This is a genomic window from Mesorhizobium salmacidum (SeqCode) (assembly GCF_037179605.1).
In the GTDB taxonomy this organism is placed as follows: domain Bacteria; phylum Pseudomonadota; class Alphaproteobacteria; order Rhizobiales; family Rhizobiaceae; genus Mesorhizobium; species Mesorhizobium salmacidum.
In genome coordinates, this window is the sequence record NZ_JAPYKS010000011.1 from 46,211 (window position 1) to 64,754 (window position 18,544).

Genomic DNA, 18,544 nt, shown 5'->3' on the forward strand with positions numbered 1-18,544 from the left:
GGGCCGCCATACCGCAGCGAGCCGCCTCCGTCAAGCTTAATCTTTAAATTCCCTTACCGCGCCTTCGCGGCCGCCACGACCACGGCTTCGATCTCTGCGGTCACCGCGTCGATACTGGCCATGCCGTCCACGGTCTTGAGCTTGCCCTTGGCGTAATAGTAGCCGGTCAGCGGAGCGGTTTTCTTGTAGTACTCCCGCAGGCGCTCTTCGAACACAGCGGGATTGTCGTCCTTGCGCACGGGCTGGCCAGCCGCCTTGGCATCATCGGCGCGCTTGACGATCCGACCGACCAGGGCCCTGTCGTCGACGACAAGTTCGATGACCGTATCGAGACCAATGCCGCGCTCCAAGAGCATCGATTCAACCGCATCGGCCTGCACCAGCGTACGCGGATAACCATCGAGGATGAAACCTCTGGCGCAGTCGGCCTGATCGATACGCTCAGCGACGATGGCGTTGACGATGGTGTCCGAGACCAGCTCGCCGGCATCCATCACCGCCTTGGCGCGCTTGCCGACCTCGGTACCCGCCTGGACGGCGGCACGCAGCATGTCACCCGTCGAGAGCTGGGGTATGCCGTGTTTTTCTACCAGTCTTTGTGCTTGTGTCCCCTTGCCCGCCCCCGGCGGCCCAAGCAAAATCAACCTCATCTGGCTTTCTTCCCCCCGCGCAGCTTCGACTTCTTGATCAGCCCTTCATACTGGTGCGCGATCAGGTGACCCTGAATCTGCGCAACCGTGTCGAGCGTGACACTGACCACGATCAGAAGCGATGTGCCACCAAGGTAGAATGGTACGCCAGTCGCCGAGATCAGGAACTCCGGCAGCAGGCACACCAGCACCAGGTAGATGGCGCCGACGACGGTGATGCGGGTGAGAACGTAATCGATGTAGTCGGCGGTGCGCTCGCCCGGGCGGTAGCCCGGGATGAAGCCCGAATGCTTCTTGAGCTGGTCGGCGGTGTCCTTCGGATTGAAGACAATCGCAGTGTAGAAGAAGGCGAAGAACACGATCATCGCCGCGTAGAATGCCATGTAGAGCGGCTGGCCGTGGCCGAGCGAGGCCAGGATGGTGCTCGCCCAGGCCGGCATGTTGGTCGTCTGCGAGAAGCCGGCGACGGTGGCCGGCAGCAGGAGCAGCGACGACGCGAAGATCGGCGGGATGACGCCCGACGTGTTGAGCTTGAGCGGCAGGTGCGAGGTATCGCCCTGGAACATGCGGTTGCCGACCTGGCGCTTCGGATACTGGATCAGCAGGCGGCGCTGCGCGCGCTCGAAGAAGACGATGAGCGCGATGACGACAATGGCGAGCACGATGATCGCCAGGATCAGGCCGGTCGACAGCGCGCCGGTGCGGCCAAGTTCCAGCGTGCCGGAAATGGCACGCGGCAGGCCGGCGACGATGCCGGAGAAGATGATCAGTGAAATGCCGTTGCCGATGCCGCGCGCGGTGATCTGTTCGCCAAGCCACATCAGGAACATGGTGCCGCCGACCAGCGTAACGACGGTCGAGAGACGGAAGAACATGCCGGGATCATTGACGATGCCGTTACCGTTCTCCAGCCCGACCGAAATACCATAGGCCTGCACCAGCGCCAGGAGCACGGTGCCGTAGCGCGTGTATTGGTTGATGACCTTGCGGCCCTGCTCGCCTTCCTTCTTAAGCCCTTCCAGCGAGGGAATGACCGAGGTCATCAGCTGCATGATGATGGAGGCGGAGATATAGGGCATGATGCCGAGCGCGAAGATCGCCATGCGCTGCACGGCACCGCCGGCGAACATGTTGAACATGCCGAGCACGCCCTTGCTCTGCGAGGAGAAAGCCTGGGCGAAGGCGTCGGGATTGATGCCCGGAAGCGGGATGTAGGTGCCGAGGCGATAGACAAGCAACGCGCCGATTGTGAACCAGATGCGCTTCTTCAGGTCCTCCGCCTTGGCGAAGGCCGAGAAATTCAGATTCGAGGCTAGTTGTTCAGCAGCCGAAGCCATGCCTGATTCTCCGCTTGGTAACGCTTGATGGCCCGTGGGGTCAGGCGGTGCGTTTCACCGAAGCTCACGAGATAAGCTCCGGGCTGTAAACATGCAAGCGGCCGCGTTGACGCGGCCGCTAAATTGAGCAGATCAAAGCGCGATCGAAAGCAAAAACGAATGCCACTCTTGCCGACCGCGCTTCAAATTGCCGTTACTCGGCAGCTGTCTTTTCCGGCAGCTTGACCGAACCACCGGCCTTTTCGATCTTCTCGATCGCGGCCTTGGAGGCGCCGGCGACGTCGAAGGCAAGCTTGGCCTTGAGCTCGCCGTCGGACAGCACGCGCACGCCATCCTTGACGCGACGGATGACGCCAGCGGCGACAAGCGTTTCGGCCGTCACGGTTGCCTTGACGTCAAGCTTCTTGGCATCGACGGCTTCCTGGATACGGGCCAGCGACACGACAACGAAGCTCTTGGCGAAGATGTTGTTGAAGCCACGCTTCGGCAGGCGCCGGTAGAGCGGCATCTGGCCACCCTCGAAGCCGTTGACGGCAACGCCGGAGCGCGCCTTCTGGCCCTTGACGCCGCGACCGGCGGTCTTGCCGGAACCTGAGCCGATGCCACGGCCGAGACGCTTCTTGGAGTGCGTCGCGCCGTCCTTGTCACGCAGATCGTTGAGTTTCATCTTGCTTCTCCTGCGCTTTGGCTCAGCCCTCGTCCACGACGCGGACGAGATGCTGGACGGCAGCGATCATGCCGCGCACGGAGGGCGTATCCTCCAGCGTGCGCTGCTTGTGCATCTTGTTGAGGCCGAGGCCGACCAGCGTCGCGCGCTGTTCCTTCGGACGGCGGATCGGCGAGCCGATCTGCTCAACGGTGATGGTCTTGGTTGCTTTCTTGGCCATGGTCAAAATCCCTGGTCAGGTCGACTATTCTTCAGCCGCAACGGCGGTGCCGCGGCGGGCCTGAAGGGTCGAATACTTGATGCCGCGCGCCGCAGCCACATCCTTGGGATGCATCTGGCTCTTCAGCGCGTCGAAGGTGGCGCGAACCATGTTGTAGGGGTTCGACGAACCCATCGACTTGGCGACCACGTCGTGCATGCCGAGCGTCTCGAAGACGGCGCGCATCGGGCCGCCAGCGATGATGCCGGTACCCTGCTTGGCGGCGCGCAGCAGCACGCGGCCCGCACCCCAGCGTCCCTCGACGTCATGATGCAGCGTGCGGCCCGAGCGCAGCGGCACGAAGATCATGTCGCGCTTGGCGGATTCGGTTGCCTTGCGGATGGCTTCCGGCACTTCGCGCGCCTTGCCGTGACCAAAGCCGACACGGCCCTTCTGGTCGCCGACGACGACGAGTGCGGCGAAGCCGAAGCGGCGGCCACCCTTGACGACCTTGGCGACGCGATTGATGTGGACGAGCTTGTCCACCATGCCGTCATCGCGCTCTTCACGCTCGCGGCCGCGGCCGCCTTCCCTACGTTCCTGTGCCATATCCTGTTCCTTGTTCTTTTCCGGAAGCACGGGTTGCTGATTGCTGATGCCGCTTTTGGGTCATCAGCGGTGAACTTCTCCTTTGCATGATCTTGTCCGAAAAGTCTGCAACTTTTCGGGATCATGCATTAGAAGCTGAGACCGCCTTCGCGGGCAGCCTCGGCCAGCGCCTTGACGCGGCCGTGATAGATGTACGGGCCACGGTCGAAGACGACTTCCTTGATGCCGGCCTTGGTGGCGCGCTCGGCGATCAGCTTGCCGATCGCGGCGGCGGCGGCGGTGTCGGCGCCGGTCTTGAGCGAACCCTTGAGGTCCTTCTCGAGCGTCGAGGCGGCAGCGATAGTGTGCCCCTTGGCGTCGTCGATCACCTGGACGTAGATGTTCTTCGATGTGCGGTGCACAGAAAGGCGCGGACGCTCGCCGGCGACTTTCTTGATCTGGCGGCGGACGCGTTGCGCACGGCGCTGGATGGCTTCCTTGGTACCCATGATGTCTTCCTTGCCTTCAAAAAACGGGGGCCGCCATATGCGGCAGGCGAAGCGCCTCCCGCGACCGCTCCCCGCGGCGTTACATTTCCGTGGCCTGGCCCTGTCCGAAAAGTCTGCAACTTTTCAGGGCCAAGCAGACTACTTCTTCTTGCCTTCCTTGCGGACGATCTTCTCGCCGGCGTAACGGACACCCTTGCCCTTGTAAGGCTCGGGACCGCGGTATTCGCGGATCTCCGCGGCAACCTGGCCGACCTGCTGCTTGTCGATGCCGGCCACGGTGATTTCGGTCGGCTTCGGCACGGTGATCGTGATGCCGGCCGGCGTCTCGTAGACGACATCATGGCTGAAGCCAAGAGCCAGCTGCAGGTTCTTACCCTGCAAGGCAGCGCGATAGCCGACGCCGGTGATCTCGAGCTTCTTCTCGAAGCCGTCCTTGACACCCTGCAGGATGTTGACGATCTGCGTGCGCGACATGCCCCACTTGGAGCGAGCTGTCTTGGTCTGGTCGCGCGGCTGGACAGCGATCTCGCTGCCTTCCATCTTGACCAGCACTTCGTCGTTCACCACGAACTTAAGCTCGCCCTTGGGGCCCTTCGCCGTCACGGTCTGGCCGTTGACGGTCGCGGTCACGCCCTGCGGCAGCGAAACGGGTTTCTTTCCAATACGAGACATTTTGTTGTCCTCGTCACTTCTCTTGTTTCAGGTCTCTGTCTTCGGAACGATCCGAAGACCGGATTCCAATTTGCGGTGAGCTGCCAGATCAGAAGATCTGGCAGAGGATCTCGCCGCCGACGTTCTGCTCGCGTGCTTCGTGGTCGGCCATCACGCCCTTCGGCGTCGAAAGGATGGCGATGCCGAGGCCGTTGGCGACGTGCGGGATCGACTTGGCCGAAACGTAAACGCGGCGGCCGGGCTTCGAAACGCGGGCGATTTCGCGCACGACCGGAGCACCGTCGAAATACTTCAGCTCGATTTCGATCTCGGACTTGCCGTTGTCGAAGTCGGTCTGGCTGTAATCGCGGATATAGCCTTCAGCCTTCAGCACGTCGAGGACGCGGGTGCGCAGACGCGAGGCCGGCGTCGAGACACTCGACTTCTTGCGGCCATAGGCGTTGCGGATGCGGGTCAGCATATCGCCGAGAGGATCGCTCAATGACATGTTATGTCCTCCTTACCAGCTCGACTTGACCAGGCCCGGGATCTGGCCGTTATTGCCGAGATCCCGAAGCGCGATGCGCGATACTTTGAGCTTGCGATAGTAGGCACGCGGACGGCCGGTGACTTCGCAGCGGTTGCGGATGCGGATCTTGGCCGAGTTGCGCGGCAGGGCAGCAAGCTTCAGCTGAGCGCGGAAGCGCTCTTCCATCGGCTTGGACTGATCCATGATGATCGCCTTCAGCGCGGCGCGCTTGGGACCGTACTGGTCGGCAAGCTTGCGGCGCCTGTTGTTCTTCTCGACTGAGCTGGTCTTTGCCATTTCAGATTTTTCCTTTTCTCGCTGCCGTTACTGGCGGAAGGGGAAGTTGAAAGCCTTGAGCAAAGCCCTGGCTTCGTCGTCCGTCTTCGCAGTCGTACAAACGATGACGTCCATGCCCCAGATCTGATCAACCTTGTCGTAGTTGATCTCCGGGAACACGATGTGTTCCTTGATGCCCATGGCGTAGTTGCCACGGCCATCGAAGCTCTTCGGATTCAATCCGCGGAAGTCGCGGACGCGCGGCAGCGCGATGTTCACGAGGCGATCGAGGAACTCGTACATGCGTTCCTTGCGCAGCGTGACCTTGGCGCCGATCGGCATCTTCTCGCGAACCTTGAAGCCCGCGATCGAATTGCGGGCGCGGGTCACGACGGCCTTCTGGCCGGCGATCATCGCCAGGTCCTCGGCCGCGACCGAAGGCTTCTTCGAATCGGCGGTCGCTTCGCCCACACCCATGTTCAGCACGATCTTGTCGATGCGCGGAACCTGCATCTCGTTGTCGTAGCCGAATTGCTCCTGCAGCGCCTTGCGGATGGTCTCGTTGTAGACCTGCTTGAGGCGCGGCGTGTTGTTGGCAGTCGCCTGCTTGGTTTGAGCCTTAGCCATTGATGACTTCTCCCGAGCGCTTGGCGACGCGCACCTTCTTGCCGTCCTTCTGGAAGATGAAACCGACGCGGGTCGGCTTGCCATCCTTCGGGTCGGCCAGCGCGATGTTCGACAGCTGGATCGGCGCTTCCTTGGTGATGATCCCGCCCTCTTGGGACTGGGACTGCTTCTGGTGACGACGGATCATGTTGACGCCGCGCACCAGCGCGGTGTCATCCTTCGGCTGAACCGAGAGGACTTCGCCCGAACGGCCCTTGTCCTTGCCGGCCAGCACGACGACCTTGTCGCCTTTTCTAATCTTTTGCATTGGTCCGGCTCCTTACAGCACTTCAGGCGCGAGCGAGATGATCTTCATGTGGTTCTTGGCGCGGAGTTCGCGCGGAACCGGTCCGAAGATACGCGTGCCGATCGGCTCTTTCTTGTTGTCGACGAGAACGGCCGCGTTCTTGTCGAAACGGATCACGCTGCCGTCCGGGCGGCGGATGTCCTTGGCCGTGCGAACCACGACCGCCTTCATCACATCGCCCTTCTTAACGCGGCCGCGCGGAATGGCTTCCTTGATCGACACCACGATGATGTCGCCCACGGAAGCGTATTTCCGCTTCGAGCCGCCCAGCACCTTGATGCACATGACACGACGCGCGCCGGAATTATCCGCCACGTCGAGGTTTGTTTGCATCTGAATCATGACTGGCCGCCTTCTTCTTTTCTAACGGGACGGGCTCGAAGCCCCTCCCCGGTCTGTCCAAAATTCGTTGTTTACGCCCGGAGGTCAGGCTTGGTCCGAGGACACGACGATCCAGCGCTTGTCCTTGGAAATCGGCTTCGATTCCTGGATGAACACCTGATCGCCGACCTTGTGGGCGTTGTTCTCGTCGTGCGCCTTGTACTTCTTGGTCATGCGCACGGTCTTCTTCATCACGGGATGCGTGAAGCGCCGTTCGACCTTGACGACAACCGTCTTCTCGTTCTTGTCGCTGACGACGGTGCCCTGCAGAATGCGCTTTGGCATGGTTTTCGTCCTTAAGCCTTCTTGGCCGCGGACTTTTCCGCAGCGATGGTCTTGATACGCGCAATGTCCTTGCGAACCTGCCTCACGCGCGCGGTCTTCTCGAGCTGGCCGGTGGCCTTCTGGAAGCGCAGGTTGAACTGCTCCTTCTTCAGGCTGGCCAGGTCGTCGGTCAGCTGGTCCTGGGTCTTGGTCCGGATGTCTTCGGCTTTCATGATCAGCCCGTCCTTATTCTGCGATGCGCTGTACGAAGCGCGTCCTGACCGAGAGCTTGGCCGCGCCGAGACGCAGCGCCTCACGGGCGGTTTCTTCATTGACGCCGTCGATCTCGAACATGATGCGGCCCGGCTTGACGCGCGCCGCCCAATAGTCGACCGCGCCCTTGCCCTTGCCCATGCGGACTTCGGTCGGCTTCGACGTGACCGGCACATCCGGGAAAATACGGATCCACACGCGGCCGGCGCGCTTCATTTCGCGAGTGATCGCGCGGCGGGCCGCCTCGATCTCACGCGCGGTGACGCGGTTCGGCTCAAGCGCCTTCAGCCCGAAACCACCGAAATCCAGGTTGGTGCCGCCCTTTGCGGTACCATGGATACGGCCCTTGAACTGCTTGCGGAACTTTGTGCGCTTTGGCTGCAGCATCGTTCTAACTCCAAATTCCTAAATGTCTCAGGCGTTTTCGCGACGACGACCGCGTTCGCGATCACCACCACCGCCATGCGCAGCATCACCCTCGGTCGCACGACGCTCCGAAGCCATCGGATCGTGCTCGAGGATCTCGCCCTTGAATACCCAGACCTTGACGCCGCAAATGCCGTAGGCCGTGTTCGCCTCGGCCGTGCCGTAGTCGACATCGGCGCGCAGCGTATGCAGCGGCACGCGACCTTCACGGTACCATTCCATGCGCGCGATCTCGGCGCCGCCAAGGCGGCCGGCGCAGTTGATGCGGATGCCTTCGGCACCGAGGCGCATGGCCGACTGCACGGCACGCTTCATGGCGCGGCGGAACGCGATGCGACGCTCGAGTTGCTGGGCGATCGACTGGGCGACCAGGGTCGCGTCGATTTCCGGCTTGCGCACTTCGACGATGTTGAGGTGCGTCTCGGACTTCGTCATTTCCATCAGCTTCTTGCGAAGCTTCTCGATGTCGGCGCCCTTCTTGCCGATGATCAGACCCGGGCGCGCGGCATGGATGGTGACGCGGCATTTCTTGTGCGGACGCTCGATCACGACCTTCGAGATCGCGGCCTGCTTGAGTTCCTTCTCAAGATACTTGCGGATCTTGATGTCCTCATGCAGCAGCTTGCCGTACTCGCCGGTGTTCGCGAACCAGCGCGAATCCCAGGTGCGGTTGATTCCGAGGCGAAGACCGATCGGATTGACTTTCTGGCCCATTATGCGGCCTCCCCTTTTTCTTCGACTTCACGAAGGACGATCGTGAGGTGCGAGAACGGCTTCTCGATACGGCTGGCGCGACCACGGCCACGAGCGTGGAACCGCTTCATGACGATTGACTTGCCGACATAGGCTTCCGCCACGATCAGCGCATCGACGTCGAGGTCGTGGTTGTTTTCCGCGTTGGCGATTGCCGATTCCAGCGTCTTCTTGACCGTGCCGGAAATCCGCTTGGCCGAGAATTCGAGATCGGAAAGCGCTGTCGCGACCTTCTTGCCGCGGATCAGCGCGGCAACCAGGTTCAGCTTCTGCGGGCTGATACGGATCGTGCGCAACACGGCGCGCGCTTCGTTGTCAGCAAGCCTGCGCGGAGCTTTGGCCTTGCCCATGATTATTTCCTCTTCGCCTTCTTATCCGCGCCGTGACCGTAATAGGTCCGCGTCGGAGCGAATTCACCGAACTTGTGACCGACCATGTCCTCGTTCACCGAGACGGGAACGTGCTTCTGGCCGTTGTAGACACCGAAGGTGAAGCCGACGAACTGCGGCAGGATGGTGGAGCGACGGCTCCACATCTTGATCACCTCATTGCGACCACCTTCACGAACCTTGTCCACCTTCTTGAGAAGGTAGCCGTCGATGAAGGGGCCTTTCCAAATAGAACGAGTCACTTGGCGTTACCTCTTCTTAGCTCTTGCGCTGATGGCGCGAGCGCAGGATGAACTTGTCGGTCGCCTTGTTGGACCGCGTCTTCTTGCCTTTGGTCGGCTTGCCCCACGGGCTGACCGGATGGCGGCCACCGGAGGTGCGGCCTTCGCCGCCGCCGTGCGGATGGTCGACCGGGTTCATGGTCACGCCGCGATTGTGCGGACGCTTGCCACGCCAAACCGTGCGGCCGGCCTTGCCATCGTTGATGTTGCCGTGGTCCGGATTGGACACGGCACCGACGGTGGCCATGCAGGAGCCGTGAACGACACGCTGCTCGCCCGAGTTGAGGCGCAGGATCGCCATACCCTGGTCGCGGCCGACCAGCTGGCCGTAACCACCTGCCGAACGGGCGACCTGGGCGCCCTTGCCCGGCTTCAGCTCGATGTTGTGGACGATGGTGCCGACCGGCATCGAGGCCAGCGGCATCGCATTGCCCGGCTTCACGTCGACCGCTTCGCCTGCCACGATCTTGTCGCCGGGAGCCAGACGCTGCGGAGCGATGATGTAGGACAGCTCACCATCATCATACTTGATCAGCGCGATGAAGGCGGTGCGGTTCGGATCATATTCGATGCGCTCGACCGTGCCGACAACGTCGAACTTGCGACGCTTGAAGTCGATGATGCGGTACGAACGCTTGTGACCGCCGCCGATGAAGCGGGCCGTGATGCGGCCGTGATTGTTGCGGCCGCCCGATTTGGTCAGGCCTTCGGTCAGGCCCTTGACGGGCTTGCCCTTGTAGAGGCCCGAGCGGTCGACGATGACCAGCTGGCGGGTGCTCGGCGTTATCGGGTTGAATTTCTTAAGTGCCATTGTCCTGTCCTCGCGGCCTTGCTCAGAGACCCGTCGCGACGTCGATCGACTGGCCGTCGGCCAGCGTCACGATCGCCTTCTTGACGTCGCTCTGGCGGCCGATCGTGCCGCGGAAGCGCTTGATCTTGCCCTTGCGGACAAGCGTGTTCACGGCCATCACCTTGACGCCGAACAGCGCTTCGACGGCGGCCTTGATTTCCGGCTTCGACGCCTTCTTGGCGACGTTGAAGACGACCTGGTTCTGCTCGGAGGCCATGGTCGACTTTTCGGTGATCGCCGGCGAGACGATCACGTCGTAGTGACGAAGGTCGGTCATTTAAAGCGCTCCTCGAGAGCCTCGACGGCGGCCTTCGAAAGGACCAGCGTGCCGCGGCGCAGAATGTCGTAGACGTTGATGCCCTGGATGGGCAGCACGTCGATGTTGGGGATGTTGGTGGCTGCCAGCTTGAAGTTCTTGTCAAGCTCGGCACCGCCAATCACCAGGGCGTTGGTCAGGCCCAGCGTCGCGAAATTCGCGATCAGCGCCTTCGTCTTGGCCTCGGTCAGCTTCAGCTCGTCGATGATGATGATCGACGCGCTCTTGGCCTTGGCCGAGAGAGCATGCTTGAGGCCAAGCGCACGAACCTTCTTGGGCAGTTCATGCTCGTGGCTGCGAACGACCGGGCCGTGGGCCTTGCCGCCGCCGCGGAACTGCGGAGCGCGTGCCGAGTGGTGACGGGCGCGGCCCGTACCCTTCTGCTTGTACATCTTGGCGCCGGTGCGCGCGATTTCGGCGCGGCCCTTTGCCTTGTGCGTGCCCTGCTGCTTCTTGGCAAGCTGCCAGCGCACGACGCGCTGCAGGATGTCTTCGCGCGGATCAAGGCCGAAAATTCCGTCGGAAAGTTCCACCTTGCCGGCGTCTTTACCGCCGAGCGTTGTGATCTTGAGATCCATTATTCCGCTCCCTCTGTGGCCGGAGCCTCGTTCTTCGCAGCTGCCGCAACAGCGCGGATCGCGGCGGGCTTCGGCGCATTGGCCGGCAGCGCCACCTTGGCCGCGTCGCGGACCAGGATCCAGGCGCCCTTCGATCCGGGAACCGCACCGCGGATCAGGATCAGGCCGCGGTCGGCGTCGGTCGAGACGATCTCGACATTCTGCGTGGTGACGCGGGTGTCGCCCATGTGGCCAGCCATATGCTTGCCCTTGAACACCTTGCCCGGGTCCTGGCGCTGGCCAGTCGAACCGTGAGTACGGTGCGAGACCGAGTTACCGTGCGTCGCACGGCCACCACCCATGTGGTGGCGCTTGATGACGCCCTGGAAACCCTTGCCGATCGTCGTGCCCGTCACATCGACCTTCTGGCCGGCGACAAAGTGCTCGACGGTGATCTCGGCGCCAACATCGATCATGTTGTCGGCGGAGACGCGGAACTCGGCAACCTTCGCCTTCGGCTCGACGGAAGCGGTCGCGAAATGGCCGCGCATCGCCTTCGACGTGTTCTTCACCTTGGCGAGGCCAACGCCGAGCTGAACGGCGGTGTAGCCATTCTTCTCCTGCGTGCGCTGTGCCACGACCTGGCAGTTCTCCATCTGGAGAACGGTGACGGGAACATGTTCCCCGGCATCATTATAGATGCGGGTCATTCCCACCTTCTTTGCAATCACACCTGAACGCATCGGTTCAATTCCTTTAGAGTTCCGGGCCAGGGACACCGCCCCCTACCGCGCTCTCATTCCCTTAGAGCTTGATCTCGACGTCGACGCCGGCGGCCAGATCGAGCTTCATCAAAGCATCGACGGTCTGCGGGGTCGGATCGACGATGTCGAGCAGACGCTTGTGCGTGCGCATCTCGAACTGCTCGCGGCTCTTCTTGTCGACGTGAGGCGACCGGTTGACCGTGAACTTTTCGATCCGCGTCGGCAGCGGAATGGGGCCGCGGACGTTTGCACCAGTGCGCTTGGCCGTCGACACGATTTCCTTCGTCGAGGCGTCGAGCACGCGGTGGTCAAACGCCTTCAGGCGGATGCGGATATTCTGTCCGTTCATGCGTCACTTCCTTGTTCTGGCGCGGCGCGGGCAACTGCGGCGCCCGCGACAGATCGGTTTAAGTCCAAATTACTCTTTGATGGTGACGACGATGCCGGCACCGACGGTGCGGCCGCCTTCACGGATGGCGAAGCGCAGCTTCTCTTCCATGGCGATCGGCACGATCAGCTCGACATCGACCGTGATGTTGTCGCCGGGCATCACCATCTCGGTGCCTTCCGGCAGCGATACGATGCCGGTCACGTCGGTCGTGCGGAAGTAGAACTGCGGACGGTAGTTGGTGAAGAACGGCGTGTGACGGCCACCTTCGTCCTTGGTCAGGATGTAGGCTTCGGCCACGAACTTCTTGTGCGGCTTCACCGTGCCGGGCTTGGCCAGAACCTGGCCGCGCTCGACACCTTCACGGTCGACGCCGCGCAGCAGCGCGCCGATGTTGTCGCCGGCCTGGCCCTGATCGAGCAGCTTGCGGAACATCTCGACGCCTGTGCAGGTCGTCTTGGTCGTCGGACGGATGCCGATGATTTCCAGCTCCTCGCCGACCTTGACCACGCCGCGCTCGACGCGGCCGGTCACCACCGTGCCACGGCCCGAGATCGAGAACACGTCCTCGATCGGCATCAGGAACGGCTTGTCGAGCGGACGAACCGGCGTCGGGATGTAGGCGTCGACCTGAGCCATCAGCTCGCGGATCGCGTCCTCGCCGATCGTCTTGTTCGAATCCTCAAGCGCTGCCAGCGCCGAACCCTTGACGATCGGAATGTCGTCGCCGGGGAATTCGTTCTTCGACAAAAGCTCGCGAACCTCGAGCTCGACCAGTTCGAGCAGCTCGGCGTCGTCGACCTGGTCGACCTTGTTCAGGAACACCACGATCGACGGCACGCCGACCTGACGGGCAAGCAGGATGTGCTCGCGGGTCTGCGGCATCGGGCCGTCGGCGGCCGACACGACCAGGATCGCGCCGTCCATCTGCGCGGCACCGGTGATCATGTTCTTCACATAGTCGGCGTGGCCGGGGCAGTCGACATGCGCGTAGTGGCGGTTGGCCGTCTCGTATTCGACGTGAGCCGTCGAGATCGTGATGCCGCGCGCCTTCTCTTCCGGCGCCGCGTCGATCTGGTCATAGCGCTTGTATTCGCCAAAATACTTGGTGATCGCAGCCGTCAGCGACGTTTTGCCATGGTCGACGTGACCAATCGTGCCGATGTTCACATGAGGCTTAGTGCGCTCGAATTTACCTTTTGCCATGTGATGTCTCCATTTCCTGCTCGCCCATGCGGGCTTTGAATTGCGTTACCGCGGCAGCTCTTTCGAGTTACGCGTATTTCTTCTGGACTTCCTGAGCGACCGCGGTCGGGACCGGCTCATAGTGATCGAACTGCATCGTGTAGGCCGCGCGGCCCTGGCTCATCGAGCGCAGGTTGTCGACGTACTTGAACATGTTGGCGAGCGGCACCATCGCGTTGATGACGACGGCCACGCCGCGCGCTTCCTGGCCCTGGATCTGGCCGCGACGGCCGTTCAGGTCACCGATGACGCTGCCGACGTAATCTTCCGGCGTCACCACCTCGACCTTCATGATCGGCTCGAGCAACTGCACGCCAAGCTTGGGAGCAGCTTCACGGAAGCAAGCACGGGACGCGATTTCGAAGGCAAGAACCGAGGAGTCGACATCGTGGTAGGCGCCGTCGATGAGCGTTGCCCTGACGCCGATCATCGGGAAGCCGGCGAACGGACCAGCGCCCATGACGCTCTGGATGCCCTTTTCAACGCCCGGAATGTATTCCTTCGGCACCGCGCCGCCAACGATCTTGGACTCGAATACGAAGTCCTCGCTCTCGGAATTCGGCTCGAACACAACCTTGACGCGCGCGAACTGGCCGGTACCGCCGGTCTGCTTCTTGTGCGTGTAGTCCTGCTCGTGCTTGCGGGTGATCGTCTCGCGATAAGCCACCTGCGGTGCGCCGACATTGGCTTCGACCTTAAACTCGCGACGCATGCGGTCGACGATGATGTCGAGGTGCAGTTCGCCCATGCCGGAGATGATGGTCTGGCCGCTTTCCTCGTCGGTCTTGACGCGGAAGGACGGGTCCTCGGCAGCCAGGCGGTGAAGGGCGAGGCCCATCTTTTCCTGGTCGTTCTTGGTCTTCGGCTCGATGGCGATCTGGATAACCGGATCGGGGAATTCCATGCGCTCGAGGATTACCGGGTGCAGCGGATCGCACAGCGTGTCGCCGGTGGTGGTGTCCTTGAGGCCGGCCAGGGCGACGATATCGCCGGCAAAAGCCTCTTCGACATCGGCGCGCGAATTCGCATGCATCTGCAGCATGCGGCCGATGCGCTCCTTCTTGCCCTTCACGGTGTTGTCGACAGAGACGCCCTTGGTGAGCTTGCCCGAATAGATGCGGGCAAAGGTCAGCGAACCGACGAACGGGTCGTTCATGATCTTGAAGGCGAGCATCGACAGCGGCTCGTTGTCGTCCGCATGACGCTCGATCTCGGCGTCGGTCTTGGCATCGACACCCTTGATGGCCGGAACGTCGGCCGGCGACGGCAGGTATTCGACAACAGCGTCGAGCAGCGGCTGCACACCCTTGTTCTTGAAGGCCGAGCCGCAGAACATCGGGTAGAACTTGACCGCGATCGTGCCCTTGCGGATTAGCGAACGGATCTCGTCATTCGACGGCATCTTGCCTTCGAGGTAGTTCTCGAGCGCCGTCTCGTCCATTTCGACGGCGGCTTCGATCATCTTCTCGCGATATTCCTCGGCACGCGCCTTGAGGTCGGCCGGGATCTCGACGACGTCCCAGGCAGCGCCCAGGGTTTCGTCGCGCCAGACGAGCGCGTTCATCTCAACGAGGTCGACGACGCCCTTGAATTCGGTCTCGGCGCCGATCGGCAGCTGCATGACGACAGCCTGCGCACCGAGGCGCGAGCCGATCATCTCGACCGAGCGGTAGAAGTCCGCGCCGATCTTGTCCATCTTGTTGCAGAAGATCATGCGCGGCACGCGGTACTTATCGGCCTGACGCCAGACGGTTTCCGTCTGCGGCTCGACACCGGCATTGGCATCGAGCAACGCAATGGCGCCGTCGAGCACACGCAGCGAACGCTCGACCTCGATGGTGAAGTCGACGTGTCCAGGGGTGTCGATGATGTTGAAGCGGTGCATCTTGCCGTCACGAGCCTTCCAGAAGGTCGTGGTCGCAGCGGACGTGATGGTGATGCCGCGCTCCTGCTCCTGCTCCATCCAGTCCATGGTGGCAGCGCCGTCGTGCACTTCGCCAATCTTGTGCGACTTGCCCGTGTAATAGAGGACGCGCTCGGTAGTCGTCGTCTTGCCGGCGTCAATATGCGCCATGATACCGAAATTGCGGTAGTCTTCGATTTTGTATTCGCGGGCCATCGTAGCTGCCTCTCAGTCCTGTTCGCGCTTTACCAGCGGTAGTGTGCGAAAGCGCGGTTGGCTTCAGCCATCTTGTGGGTGTCTTCACGCTTCTTCACGGCAGTGCCGCGGTTGTTGGCCGCGTCCATCAGCTCGCCGGAGAGGCGGTCGACCATGGTGGTCTCGTTGCGGTTGCGGGCCGCGGCAATCAGCCAGCGGATCGCCAGCGCCTGGCGGCGCTCGGGGCGCACATCGACCGGAACCTGGTAGGTGGCGCCGCCGACGCGACGCGAACGCACTTCCACATGCGGCGCGACATTGTCGAGCGCCTGGTGGAAGACGGTGACCGGCTCCTGCTTGGTCTTCGACTGGACCTGGTCCAGCGCGCCGTAGACGATGGTCTCGGCGACCGACTTCTTGCCGTCATACATGACGGCGTTCATGAACTTGGTGACGATCAGATCGCCGAACTTGGGATCCGGGTTGATCTCACGCTTTTCTGCACTGTGACGACGCGACATGGCTTTTGTCTCTCAATCTCGTAGCCTTGCGCCGGAAAGCGACAAGGCCGGAAAATCCTACTTCGGACGCCCCTTACTTCGGACGCTTGGCGCCGTACTTCGAACGGCGCTGCTTGCGGTTCTTCACGCCCTGCGTGTCGAGCACGCCGCGGATGATGTGATAGCGCACGCCCGGAAGATCCTTGACGCGGCCGCCGCGGATCATGACCACGGAGTGCTCCTGAAGGTTGTGACCTTCGCCGGGGATGTAACCGATCACTTCAAAACCATTGGTCAGGCGGATCTTGGCCACCTTGCGCAGCGCCGAGTTCGGCTTCTTCGGCGTCGTCGTATAGACGCGCGTGCAGACGCCCCGCTTCTGCGGGTTCTGCTGCATGGCCGGGACCTTGTTGCGCTTCACCGGCGCAATGCGCGGCTTGCGGATCAGCTGGTTGACGGTAGGCATTAAACCCTCTTGTCTCTCAATTCCGTGTCTCGTGCCGGTCAAGGCTCGCTCAAAGCGTCATTTCCATACGCAAATTCGGGCCACAAACCGCGCCTTGCGGTCTTGCCCGAACAAATCGCAGAGGAAGCGGAAACCGCTTCGTGCACGCCGGAGATGTCTTTTCGCTCGTAAAACGAACCCTGTTTGAGGCAAACTCCAAAGCGTGTCGCTTCGGAAGCAAGAGCCTCACATCGGTTCTGACTGGGCGGCTTCTACTCGTAAGCCCGCGAACCGTCAAGCCCGCAGTGGCAAATATTGCATTGAAGGCGGGGCTTGGCAGCCATGCGAAAACCGCAAGTAATTTTCTTTCGCCGTTTTGCAAGGGCGAGGAAGAAAGTGCCCGGCCTTTGGCTGTTGCGGGGCCTTGCTTCATGCGAAAAAGGCCGCATGAACACTGACAATCCCTCGCCGCGGAGGAATCGGCCCGTGAACGACAATGAAGAACGCCCGGTCACCATCATCACCGGCCGGGTGTGGAAGAAGAAAGGCGGCAAGCCGGAAGGCGTGCATGTCATGCTGGTGGCGCCCGATGACGATTCGGCGGTGCGCCTCGCGCTCGAATCGCTCGCGGCGGAAGGCTATGCCGAAGCCGAACTCGACCAGATCGGCGACATGGAGGGCGAGCCCGACGATGAGCCGCATCTTTCGGCCTTTCAGGGCGCGCTCGAAGGCGAAGTGTCGATCGTGACCTTCGACGTTCCGATCTGATCGCAAGCGTGATGCCCCTCACCTGCCCTGCGGCGCAGTGCCGATTCGTTGAGACGAGGCCTGGCCGGTGCTTGCCCGTCATGTCCGATCTGCTAAGAGACGCGCAGTCGTCCAAACCCGGCGGAGCCTCATGTCCTCATCCATCTCGCCCATAAGAATCGGCATAGTCGGCGTCGGCAAGATCGTCCGCGACCAACACCTTCCGGCACTGGCCAAGGATCGGGACTACCAGCTGATCGCGGCGGCCAGCCGGCACGGCAAGGTCGACGGCATCGCGAATTTCCCTGATATTGAGACGATGCTTGGCGCGGTTCCCGAACTCGACGCCGTGTCGCTGTGCATGCCGCCCCAGTTCCGCTATGACGCCGCGCGCAAGGCGCTCGAGGCCGGAAAGCACGTCTTCCTGGAAAAGCCCCCGGGTGCCACGGTCAGCGAAGTCGAGGACCTGAAGGCGTTCGCGACGAAACAAGGCGTCTCTTTGTTCGCCAGCTGGCACTCGCGATACGCGCCGGCGGTGGAGGCCGCACGGACATTCCTGGCTTCGACGAAAATCAAATCGGCGGCGATCGTCTGGAAGGAAGATGTACGGCGCTGGCATCCGAATCAGGACTGGATCTGGCAGCCTGGCGGCTTCGGTGTCTTCGATCCCGGCATCAACGCGCTGTCGATCGCAACCTACATCCTGCCGGCCATGTACATCACTTCGGCCGTGCTCGATTTTCCGGAGAACCGTGATGCACCGATCGCGGCCCAGGTCGCCTTCCGCGCGGCGAACGGATCTGATGTGACGATGGATCTCGACTGGTTGCAGACCGGACCGCAGAGCTGGGACATCCTGGCCGACACGGATGCTGGACAGATGGTGCTCTCGGGTGGCGGCTCGAAGCTCGCGGTCGACGGCAGTGTCGTACACCAGGAGCCGGAAGCGGAATATCCGATGCTCTACCGGCGTTTTGCCGAGATCGTGCACGCCGGCGTATCGGACGTGGACCTGGCGCCGCTCCAGCACGTGGCCGACGCGTTCATGCTGGGCAAGCGCAATGTAGTGGAAGCGTTTTTCGACTGAGCTGATCGTGGCACCCCGAACGTCGCGCGGTCACATGACCGCGCGACGATATCCGGTGGATCAGTCCTTGGCCCGGCAGCCGGCACGCTTGACCATACCGGCGACGATCAGTGGCGTCGCCGGCGTCCGCGACCAACTGGTCTGACGGGGCGCACCCGCTTCAAGCGCGGCGCGACCCCGTGTCCAGAGTGAAAGATTTCCGGCAGGAGACGGTGCGCGAGCCGTCATCGCCGATCATGTCGACGATCGCGCCAGCGGTTTCACCGACCCCTGCGACGTAAGCGACGAGCGTTTGCCGGGCGATCGGGCTGGTGTCGGCCTTTTCGATCATTTCCATCACCTGCCCCACCGATATGTGGCCCGTTTCAGTCGACGGACCTCTTGCCAGTCGTATGGTTTTG

Annotated in this window: 30 protein-coding genes; 2 read left to right on the top strand and 28 right to left on the bottom strand. The window is 62.1% G+C overall.

What is annotated here, in order from left to right; all coding sequences use genetic code 11:
• Nucleotides 1-53: 53 nt before the first annotated feature.
• From O7A60_RS16310 to rpsL, 27 genes are all read right to left on the bottom strand, one after another.
• Nucleotides 54-650 (bottom strand): adenylate kinase, encoded by a 597-nt coding sequence (locus tag O7A60_RS16310; RefSeq protein ID WP_027145579.1) that lies wholly within the window; start codon nt 648-650, stop codon nt 54-56.
• Complete coding sequence (secY, locus tag O7A60_RS16315; RefSeq protein ID WP_027145578.1) at nt 647-1,987, bottom strand: preprotein translocase subunit SecY; 1,341 nt, start codon at nt 1,985-1,987, stop codon at nt 647-649. The genes O7A60_RS16310 and secY overlap by 4 nt, the downstream gene beginning before the upstream one ends.
• A 193-nt stretch (nt 1,988-2,180) precedes the next feature.
• Complete coding sequence (rplO, locus tag O7A60_RS16320) at nt 2,181-2,654, bottom strand: 50S ribosomal protein L15 (protein ID WP_337107160.1); 474 nt, start codon at nt 2,652-2,654, stop codon at nt 2,181-2,183.
• Between the two features lie 22 nt (nt 2,655-2,676).
• Nucleotides 2,677-2,874, bottom strand: a complete 198-nt coding sequence (gene rpmD, locus O7A60_RS16325) for a 50S ribosomal protein L30 (RefSeq protein ID WP_006205449.1) — start codon at nt 2,872-2,874, stop codon at nt 2,677-2,679.
• A gap of 24 nt (nt 2,875-2,898) precedes the next feature.
• Nucleotides 2,899-3,462, bottom strand: coding sequence for a 30S ribosomal protein S5 (gene rpsE / locus O7A60_RS16330; RefSeq protein ID WP_032933400.1), 564 nt, complete (start codon nt 3,460-3,462; stop codon nt 2,899-2,901).
• 128 nt (nt 3,463-3,590) lie between these two features.
• Nucleotides 3,591-3,950 (bottom strand): 50S ribosomal protein L18, encoded by a 360-nt coding sequence (rplR, locus tag O7A60_RS16335; protein WP_027145576.1) that lies wholly within the window; start codon nt 3,948-3,950, stop codon nt 3,591-3,593.
• A 138-nt stretch (nt 3,951-4,088) separates the two neighbouring features.
• Nucleotides 4,089-4,622 carry a 50S ribosomal protein L6 gene (gene rplF, locus O7A60_RS16340; RefSeq protein ID WP_013895694.1) on the bottom strand — a complete coding sequence of 178 codons (534 nt, stop codon included), beginning with the start codon at nt 4,620-4,622 and terminating at the stop codon, nt 4,089-4,091.
• Between the two features lie 88 nt (nt 4,623-4,710).
• Nucleotides 4,711-5,109, bottom strand: coding sequence for a 30S ribosomal protein S8 (gene rpsH, locus O7A60_RS16345; RefSeq protein WP_006205453.1), 399 nt, complete (start codon nt 5,107-5,109; stop codon nt 4,711-4,713).
• Nucleotides 5,110-5,121: 12 nt separating this feature from the next.
• Nucleotides 5,122-5,427 (bottom strand): 30S ribosomal protein S14, encoded by a 306-nt coding sequence (gene rpsN / locus O7A60_RS16350; RefSeq protein ID WP_010909282.1) that lies wholly within the window; start codon nt 5,425-5,427, stop codon nt 5,122-5,124.
• Between the two features lie 27 nt (nt 5,428-5,454).
• On the bottom strand, nt 5,455-6,033 hold the full coding sequence (gene rplE, locus O7A60_RS16355) for a 50S ribosomal protein L5 (RefSeq protein WP_032935916.1): 579 nt from the start codon (nt 6,031-6,033) through the stop codon (nt 5,455-5,457).
• Nucleotides 6,026-6,340 carry a 50S ribosomal protein L24 gene (gene rplX, locus O7A60_RS16360; RefSeq protein WP_006205456.1) on the bottom strand — a complete coding sequence of 105 codons (315 nt, stop codon included), beginning with the start codon at nt 6,338-6,340 and terminating at the stop codon, nt 6,026-6,028. The genes rplE and rplX overlap by 8 nt, the downstream gene beginning before the upstream one ends.
• 12 nt (nt 6,341-6,352) lie before the next feature.
• Entirely contained in the window at nt 6,353-6,721 is a 369-nt protein-coding gene (gene rplN, locus O7A60_RS16365) for a 50S ribosomal protein L14 (RefSeq protein ID WP_006205457.1), read from the bottom strand.
• An 84-nt stretch (nt 6,722-6,805) separates the two neighbouring features.
• A complete protein-coding gene (gene rpsQ, locus O7A60_RS16370; protein WP_010909280.1) occupies nt 6,806-7,045 on the bottom strand; it encodes a 30S ribosomal protein S17 in 240 nt (79 codons plus the stop codon).
• An 11-nt stretch (nt 7,046-7,056) separates the two neighbouring features.
• Nucleotides 7,057-7,257: a 50S ribosomal protein L29 gene (gene rpmC / locus O7A60_RS16375; protein ID WP_006205459.1), complete on the bottom strand. Its 201-nt coding sequence runs from the start codon at nt 7,255-7,257 to the stop codon at nt 7,057-7,059.
• Nucleotides 7,258-7,270: 13 nt separating this feature from the next.
• Nucleotides 7,271-7,684: a 50S ribosomal protein L16 gene (gene rplP, locus O7A60_RS16380; protein ID WP_006205460.1), complete on the bottom strand. Its 414-nt coding sequence runs from the start codon at nt 7,682-7,684 to the stop codon at nt 7,271-7,273.
• Nucleotides 7,685-7,711: 27 nt separating this feature from the next.
• Nucleotides 7,712-8,437 carry a 30S ribosomal protein S3 gene (gene rpsC / locus O7A60_RS16385; protein ID WP_013895697.1) on the bottom strand — a complete coding sequence of 242 codons (726 nt, stop codon included), beginning with the start codon at nt 8,435-8,437 and terminating at the stop codon, nt 7,712-7,714.
• Complete coding sequence (rplV, locus tag O7A60_RS16390) at nt 8,437-8,826, bottom strand: 50S ribosomal protein L22 (protein WP_337107161.1); 390 nt, start codon at nt 8,824-8,826, stop codon at nt 8,437-8,439. Before rplV ends, rpsC begins: the two co-directional genes overlap by 1 nt.
• Nucleotides 8,827-8,828: 2 nt before the next feature.
• Nucleotides 8,829-9,107, bottom strand: a complete 279-nt coding sequence (gene rpsS, locus O7A60_RS16395) for a 30S ribosomal protein S19 (RefSeq protein ID WP_006205463.1) — start codon at nt 9,105-9,107, stop codon at nt 8,829-8,831.
• A 16-nt stretch (nt 9,108-9,123) separates the two neighbouring features.
• Nucleotides 9,124-9,957 carry a 50S ribosomal protein L2 gene (gene rplB / locus O7A60_RS16400; protein ID WP_027145574.1) on the bottom strand — a complete coding sequence of 278 codons (834 nt, stop codon included), beginning with the start codon at nt 9,955-9,957 and terminating at the stop codon, nt 9,124-9,126.
• 22 nt (nt 9,958-9,979) lie between these two features.
• The gene (locus tag O7A60_RS16405) at nt 9,980-10,273 is read right to left on the bottom strand and encodes a 50S ribosomal protein L23 (protein ID WP_010909275.1); all 294 of its coding nucleotides are present in this window, start codon (nt 10,271-10,273) and stop codon (nt 9,980-9,982) included.
• Complete coding sequence (gene rplD, locus O7A60_RS16410) at nt 10,270-10,890, bottom strand: 50S ribosomal protein L4 (protein ID WP_015317984.1); 621 nt, start codon at nt 10,888-10,890, stop codon at nt 10,270-10,272. Before rplD ends, O7A60_RS16405 begins: the two co-directional genes overlap by 4 nt.
• Nucleotides 10,890-11,612 (bottom strand): 50S ribosomal protein L3, encoded by a 723-nt coding sequence (gene rplC / locus O7A60_RS16415; protein WP_023757978.1) that lies wholly within the window; start codon nt 11,610-11,612, stop codon nt 10,890-10,892. Before rplC ends, rplD begins: the two co-directional genes overlap by 1 nt.
• A gap of 61 nt (nt 11,613-11,673) precedes the next feature.
• Nucleotides 11,674-11,982 (bottom strand): 30S ribosomal protein S10, encoded by a 309-nt coding sequence (gene rpsJ, locus O7A60_RS16420; protein WP_010909272.1) that lies wholly within the window; start codon nt 11,980-11,982, stop codon nt 11,674-11,676.
• 69 nt (nt 11,983-12,051) lie between these two features.
• Entirely contained in the window at nt 12,052-13,227 is a 1,176-nt protein-coding gene (gene tuf / locus O7A60_RS16425; protein ID WP_013895701.1) for an elongation factor Tu, read from the bottom strand.
• Nucleotides 13,228-13,294: 67 nt separating this feature from the next.
• On the bottom strand, nt 13,295-15,385 hold the full coding sequence (fusA, locus tag O7A60_RS16430) for an elongation factor G (RefSeq protein ID WP_027146624.1): 2,091 nt from the start codon (nt 15,383-15,385) through the stop codon (nt 13,295-13,297).
• 29 nt (nt 15,386-15,414) lie between these two features.
• Complete coding sequence (rpsG, locus tag O7A60_RS16435) at nt 15,415-15,885, bottom strand: 30S ribosomal protein S7 (protein ID WP_008875664.1); 471 nt, start codon at nt 15,883-15,885, stop codon at nt 15,415-15,417.
• 73 nt (nt 15,886-15,958) lie between these two features.
• Nucleotides 15,959-16,330 carry a 30S ribosomal protein S12 gene (gene rpsL, locus O7A60_RS16440; protein WP_006333356.1) on the bottom strand — a complete coding sequence of 124 codons (372 nt, stop codon included), beginning with the start codon at nt 16,328-16,330 and terminating at the stop codon, nt 15,959-15,961.
• Nucleotides 16,331-16,795: 465 nt separating this feature from the next.
• Between rpsL and O7A60_RS16445 the strand changes: the two genes are divergently transcribed.
• Entirely contained in the window at nt 16,796-17,077 is a 282-nt protein-coding gene (locus tag O7A60_RS16445) for a transcriptional regulator (RefSeq protein WP_337107163.1), read from the top strand.
• A 142-nt stretch (nt 17,078-17,219) separates the two neighbouring features.
• On the top strand, nt 17,220-18,143 hold the full coding sequence (locus tag O7A60_RS16450) for a Gfo/Idh/MocA family protein (RefSeq protein ID WP_027146625.1): 924 nt from the start codon (nt 17,220-17,222) through the stop codon (nt 18,141-18,143).
• A 160-nt stretch (nt 18,144-18,303) separates the two neighbouring features.
• On the opposite strand, the gene O7A60_RS16455 is transcribed toward O7A60_RS16450, so the two are convergent.
• The gene (locus tag O7A60_RS16455; RefSeq protein ID WP_337107164.1) at nt 18,304-18,474 is read right to left on the bottom strand and encodes a hypothetical protein; all 171 of its coding nucleotides are present in this window, start codon (nt 18,472-18,474) and stop codon (nt 18,304-18,306) included.
• Nucleotides 18,475-18,544: the final 70 nt, after the last annotated feature.

Coding starts and splice junctions, on each gene's coding strand:
- rplX (WP_006205456.1), bottom strand. CDS start 6,340: ATGCAAAAGATTAGAAAAGGCGACAAGGTCGTCGTGCTGGCCGGCAAG.
- rplD (WP_015317984.1), bottom strand. CDS start 10,890: ATGGATCTCAAGATCACAACGCTCGGCGGTAAAGACGCCGGCAAGGTG.
- rpmC (WP_006205459.1), bottom strand. CDS start 7,257: ATGAAAGCCGAAGACATCCGGACCAAGACCCAGGACCAGCTGACCGAC.
- rplV (WP_337107161.1), bottom strand. CDS start 8,826: ATGGGCAAGGCCAAAGCTCCGCGCAGGCTTGCTGACAACGAAGCGCGC.
- rplC (WP_023757978.1), bottom strand. CDS start 11,612: ATGCGTTCAGGTGTGATTGCAAAGAAGGTGGGAATGACCCGCATCTAT.
- rpsC (WP_013895697.1), bottom strand. CDS start 8,437: ATGGGCCAGAAAGTCAATCCGATCGGTCTTCGCCTCGGAATCAACCGC.
- O7A60_RS16405 (WP_010909275.1), bottom strand. CDS start 10,273: ATGACCGACCTTCGTCACTACGACGTGATCGTCTCGCCGGCGATCACC.
- rpsL (WP_006333356.1), bottom strand. CDS start 16,330: ATGCCTACCGTCAACCAGCTGATCCGCAAGCCGCGCATTGCGCCGGTG.
- rpsQ (WP_010909280.1), bottom strand. CDS start 7,045: ATGCCAAAGCGCATTCTGCAGGGCACCGTCGTCAGCGACAAGAACGAG.
- O7A60_RS16455 (WP_337107164.1), bottom strand. CDS start 18,474: ATGATCGAAAAGGCCGACACCAGCCCGATCGCCCGGCAAACGCTCGTC.
- rplF (WP_013895694.1), bottom strand. CDS start 4,622: ATGTCTCGTATTGGAAAGAAACCCGTTTCGCTGCCGCAGGGCGTGACC.
- rpsN (WP_010909282.1), bottom strand. CDS start 5,427: ATGGCAAAGACCAGCTCAGTCGAGAAGAACAACAGGCGCCGCAAGCTT.
- rplN (WP_006205457.1), bottom strand. CDS start 6,721: ATGATTCAGATGCAAACAAACCTCGACGTGGCGGATAATTCCGGCGCG.
- rpsH (WP_006205453.1), bottom strand. CDS start 5,109: ATGTCATTGAGCGATCCTCTCGGCGATATGCTGACCCGCATCCGCAAC.
- O7A60_RS16310 (WP_027145579.1), bottom strand. CDS start 650: ATGAGGTTGATTTTGCTTGGGCCGCCGGGGGCGGGCAAGGGGACACAA.
- fusA (WP_027146624.1), bottom strand. CDS start 15,385: ATGGCCCGCGAATACAAAATCGAAGACTACCGCAATTTCGGTATCATG.
- rpmD (WP_006205449.1), bottom strand. CDS start 2,874: ATGGCCAAGAAAGCAACCAAGACCATCACCGTTGAGCAGATCGGCTCG.
- rplO (WP_337107160.1), bottom strand. CDS start 2,654: ATGAAACTCAACGATCTGCGTGACAAGGACGGCGCGACGCACTCCAAG.
- rpsE (WP_032933400.1), bottom strand. CDS start 3,462: ATGGCACAGGAACGTAGGGAAGGCGGCCGCGGCCGCGAGCGTGAAGAG.
- rplE (WP_032935916.1), bottom strand. CDS start 6,033: ATGGCTAAGGCTCAAACCAAGCAGGCGACTGCCAACAACACGCCGCGC.
- secY (WP_027145578.1), bottom strand. CDS start 1,987: ATGGCTTCGGCTGCTGAACAACTAGCCTCGAATCTGAATTTCTCGGCC.
- rplR (WP_027145576.1), bottom strand. CDS start 3,950: ATGGGTACCAAGGAAGCCATCCAGCGCCGTGCGCAACGCGTCCGCCGC.
- rplB (WP_027145574.1), bottom strand. CDS start 9,957: ATGGCACTTAAGAAATTCAACCCGATAACGCCGAGCACCCGCCAGCTG.
- rplP (WP_006205460.1), bottom strand. CDS start 7,684: ATGCTGCAGCCAAAGCGCACAAAGTTCCGCAAGCAGTTCAAGGGCCGT.
- rpsG (WP_008875664.1), bottom strand. CDS start 15,885: ATGTCGCGTCGTCACAGTGCAGAAAAGCGTGAGATCAACCCGGATCCC.
- tuf (WP_013895701.1), bottom strand. CDS start 13,227: ATGGCAAAAGGTAAATTCGAGCGCACTAAGCCTCATGTGAACATCGGC.
- rpsJ (WP_010909272.1), bottom strand. CDS start 11,982: ATGAACGGACAGAATATCCGCATCCGCCTGAAGGCGTTTGACCACCGC.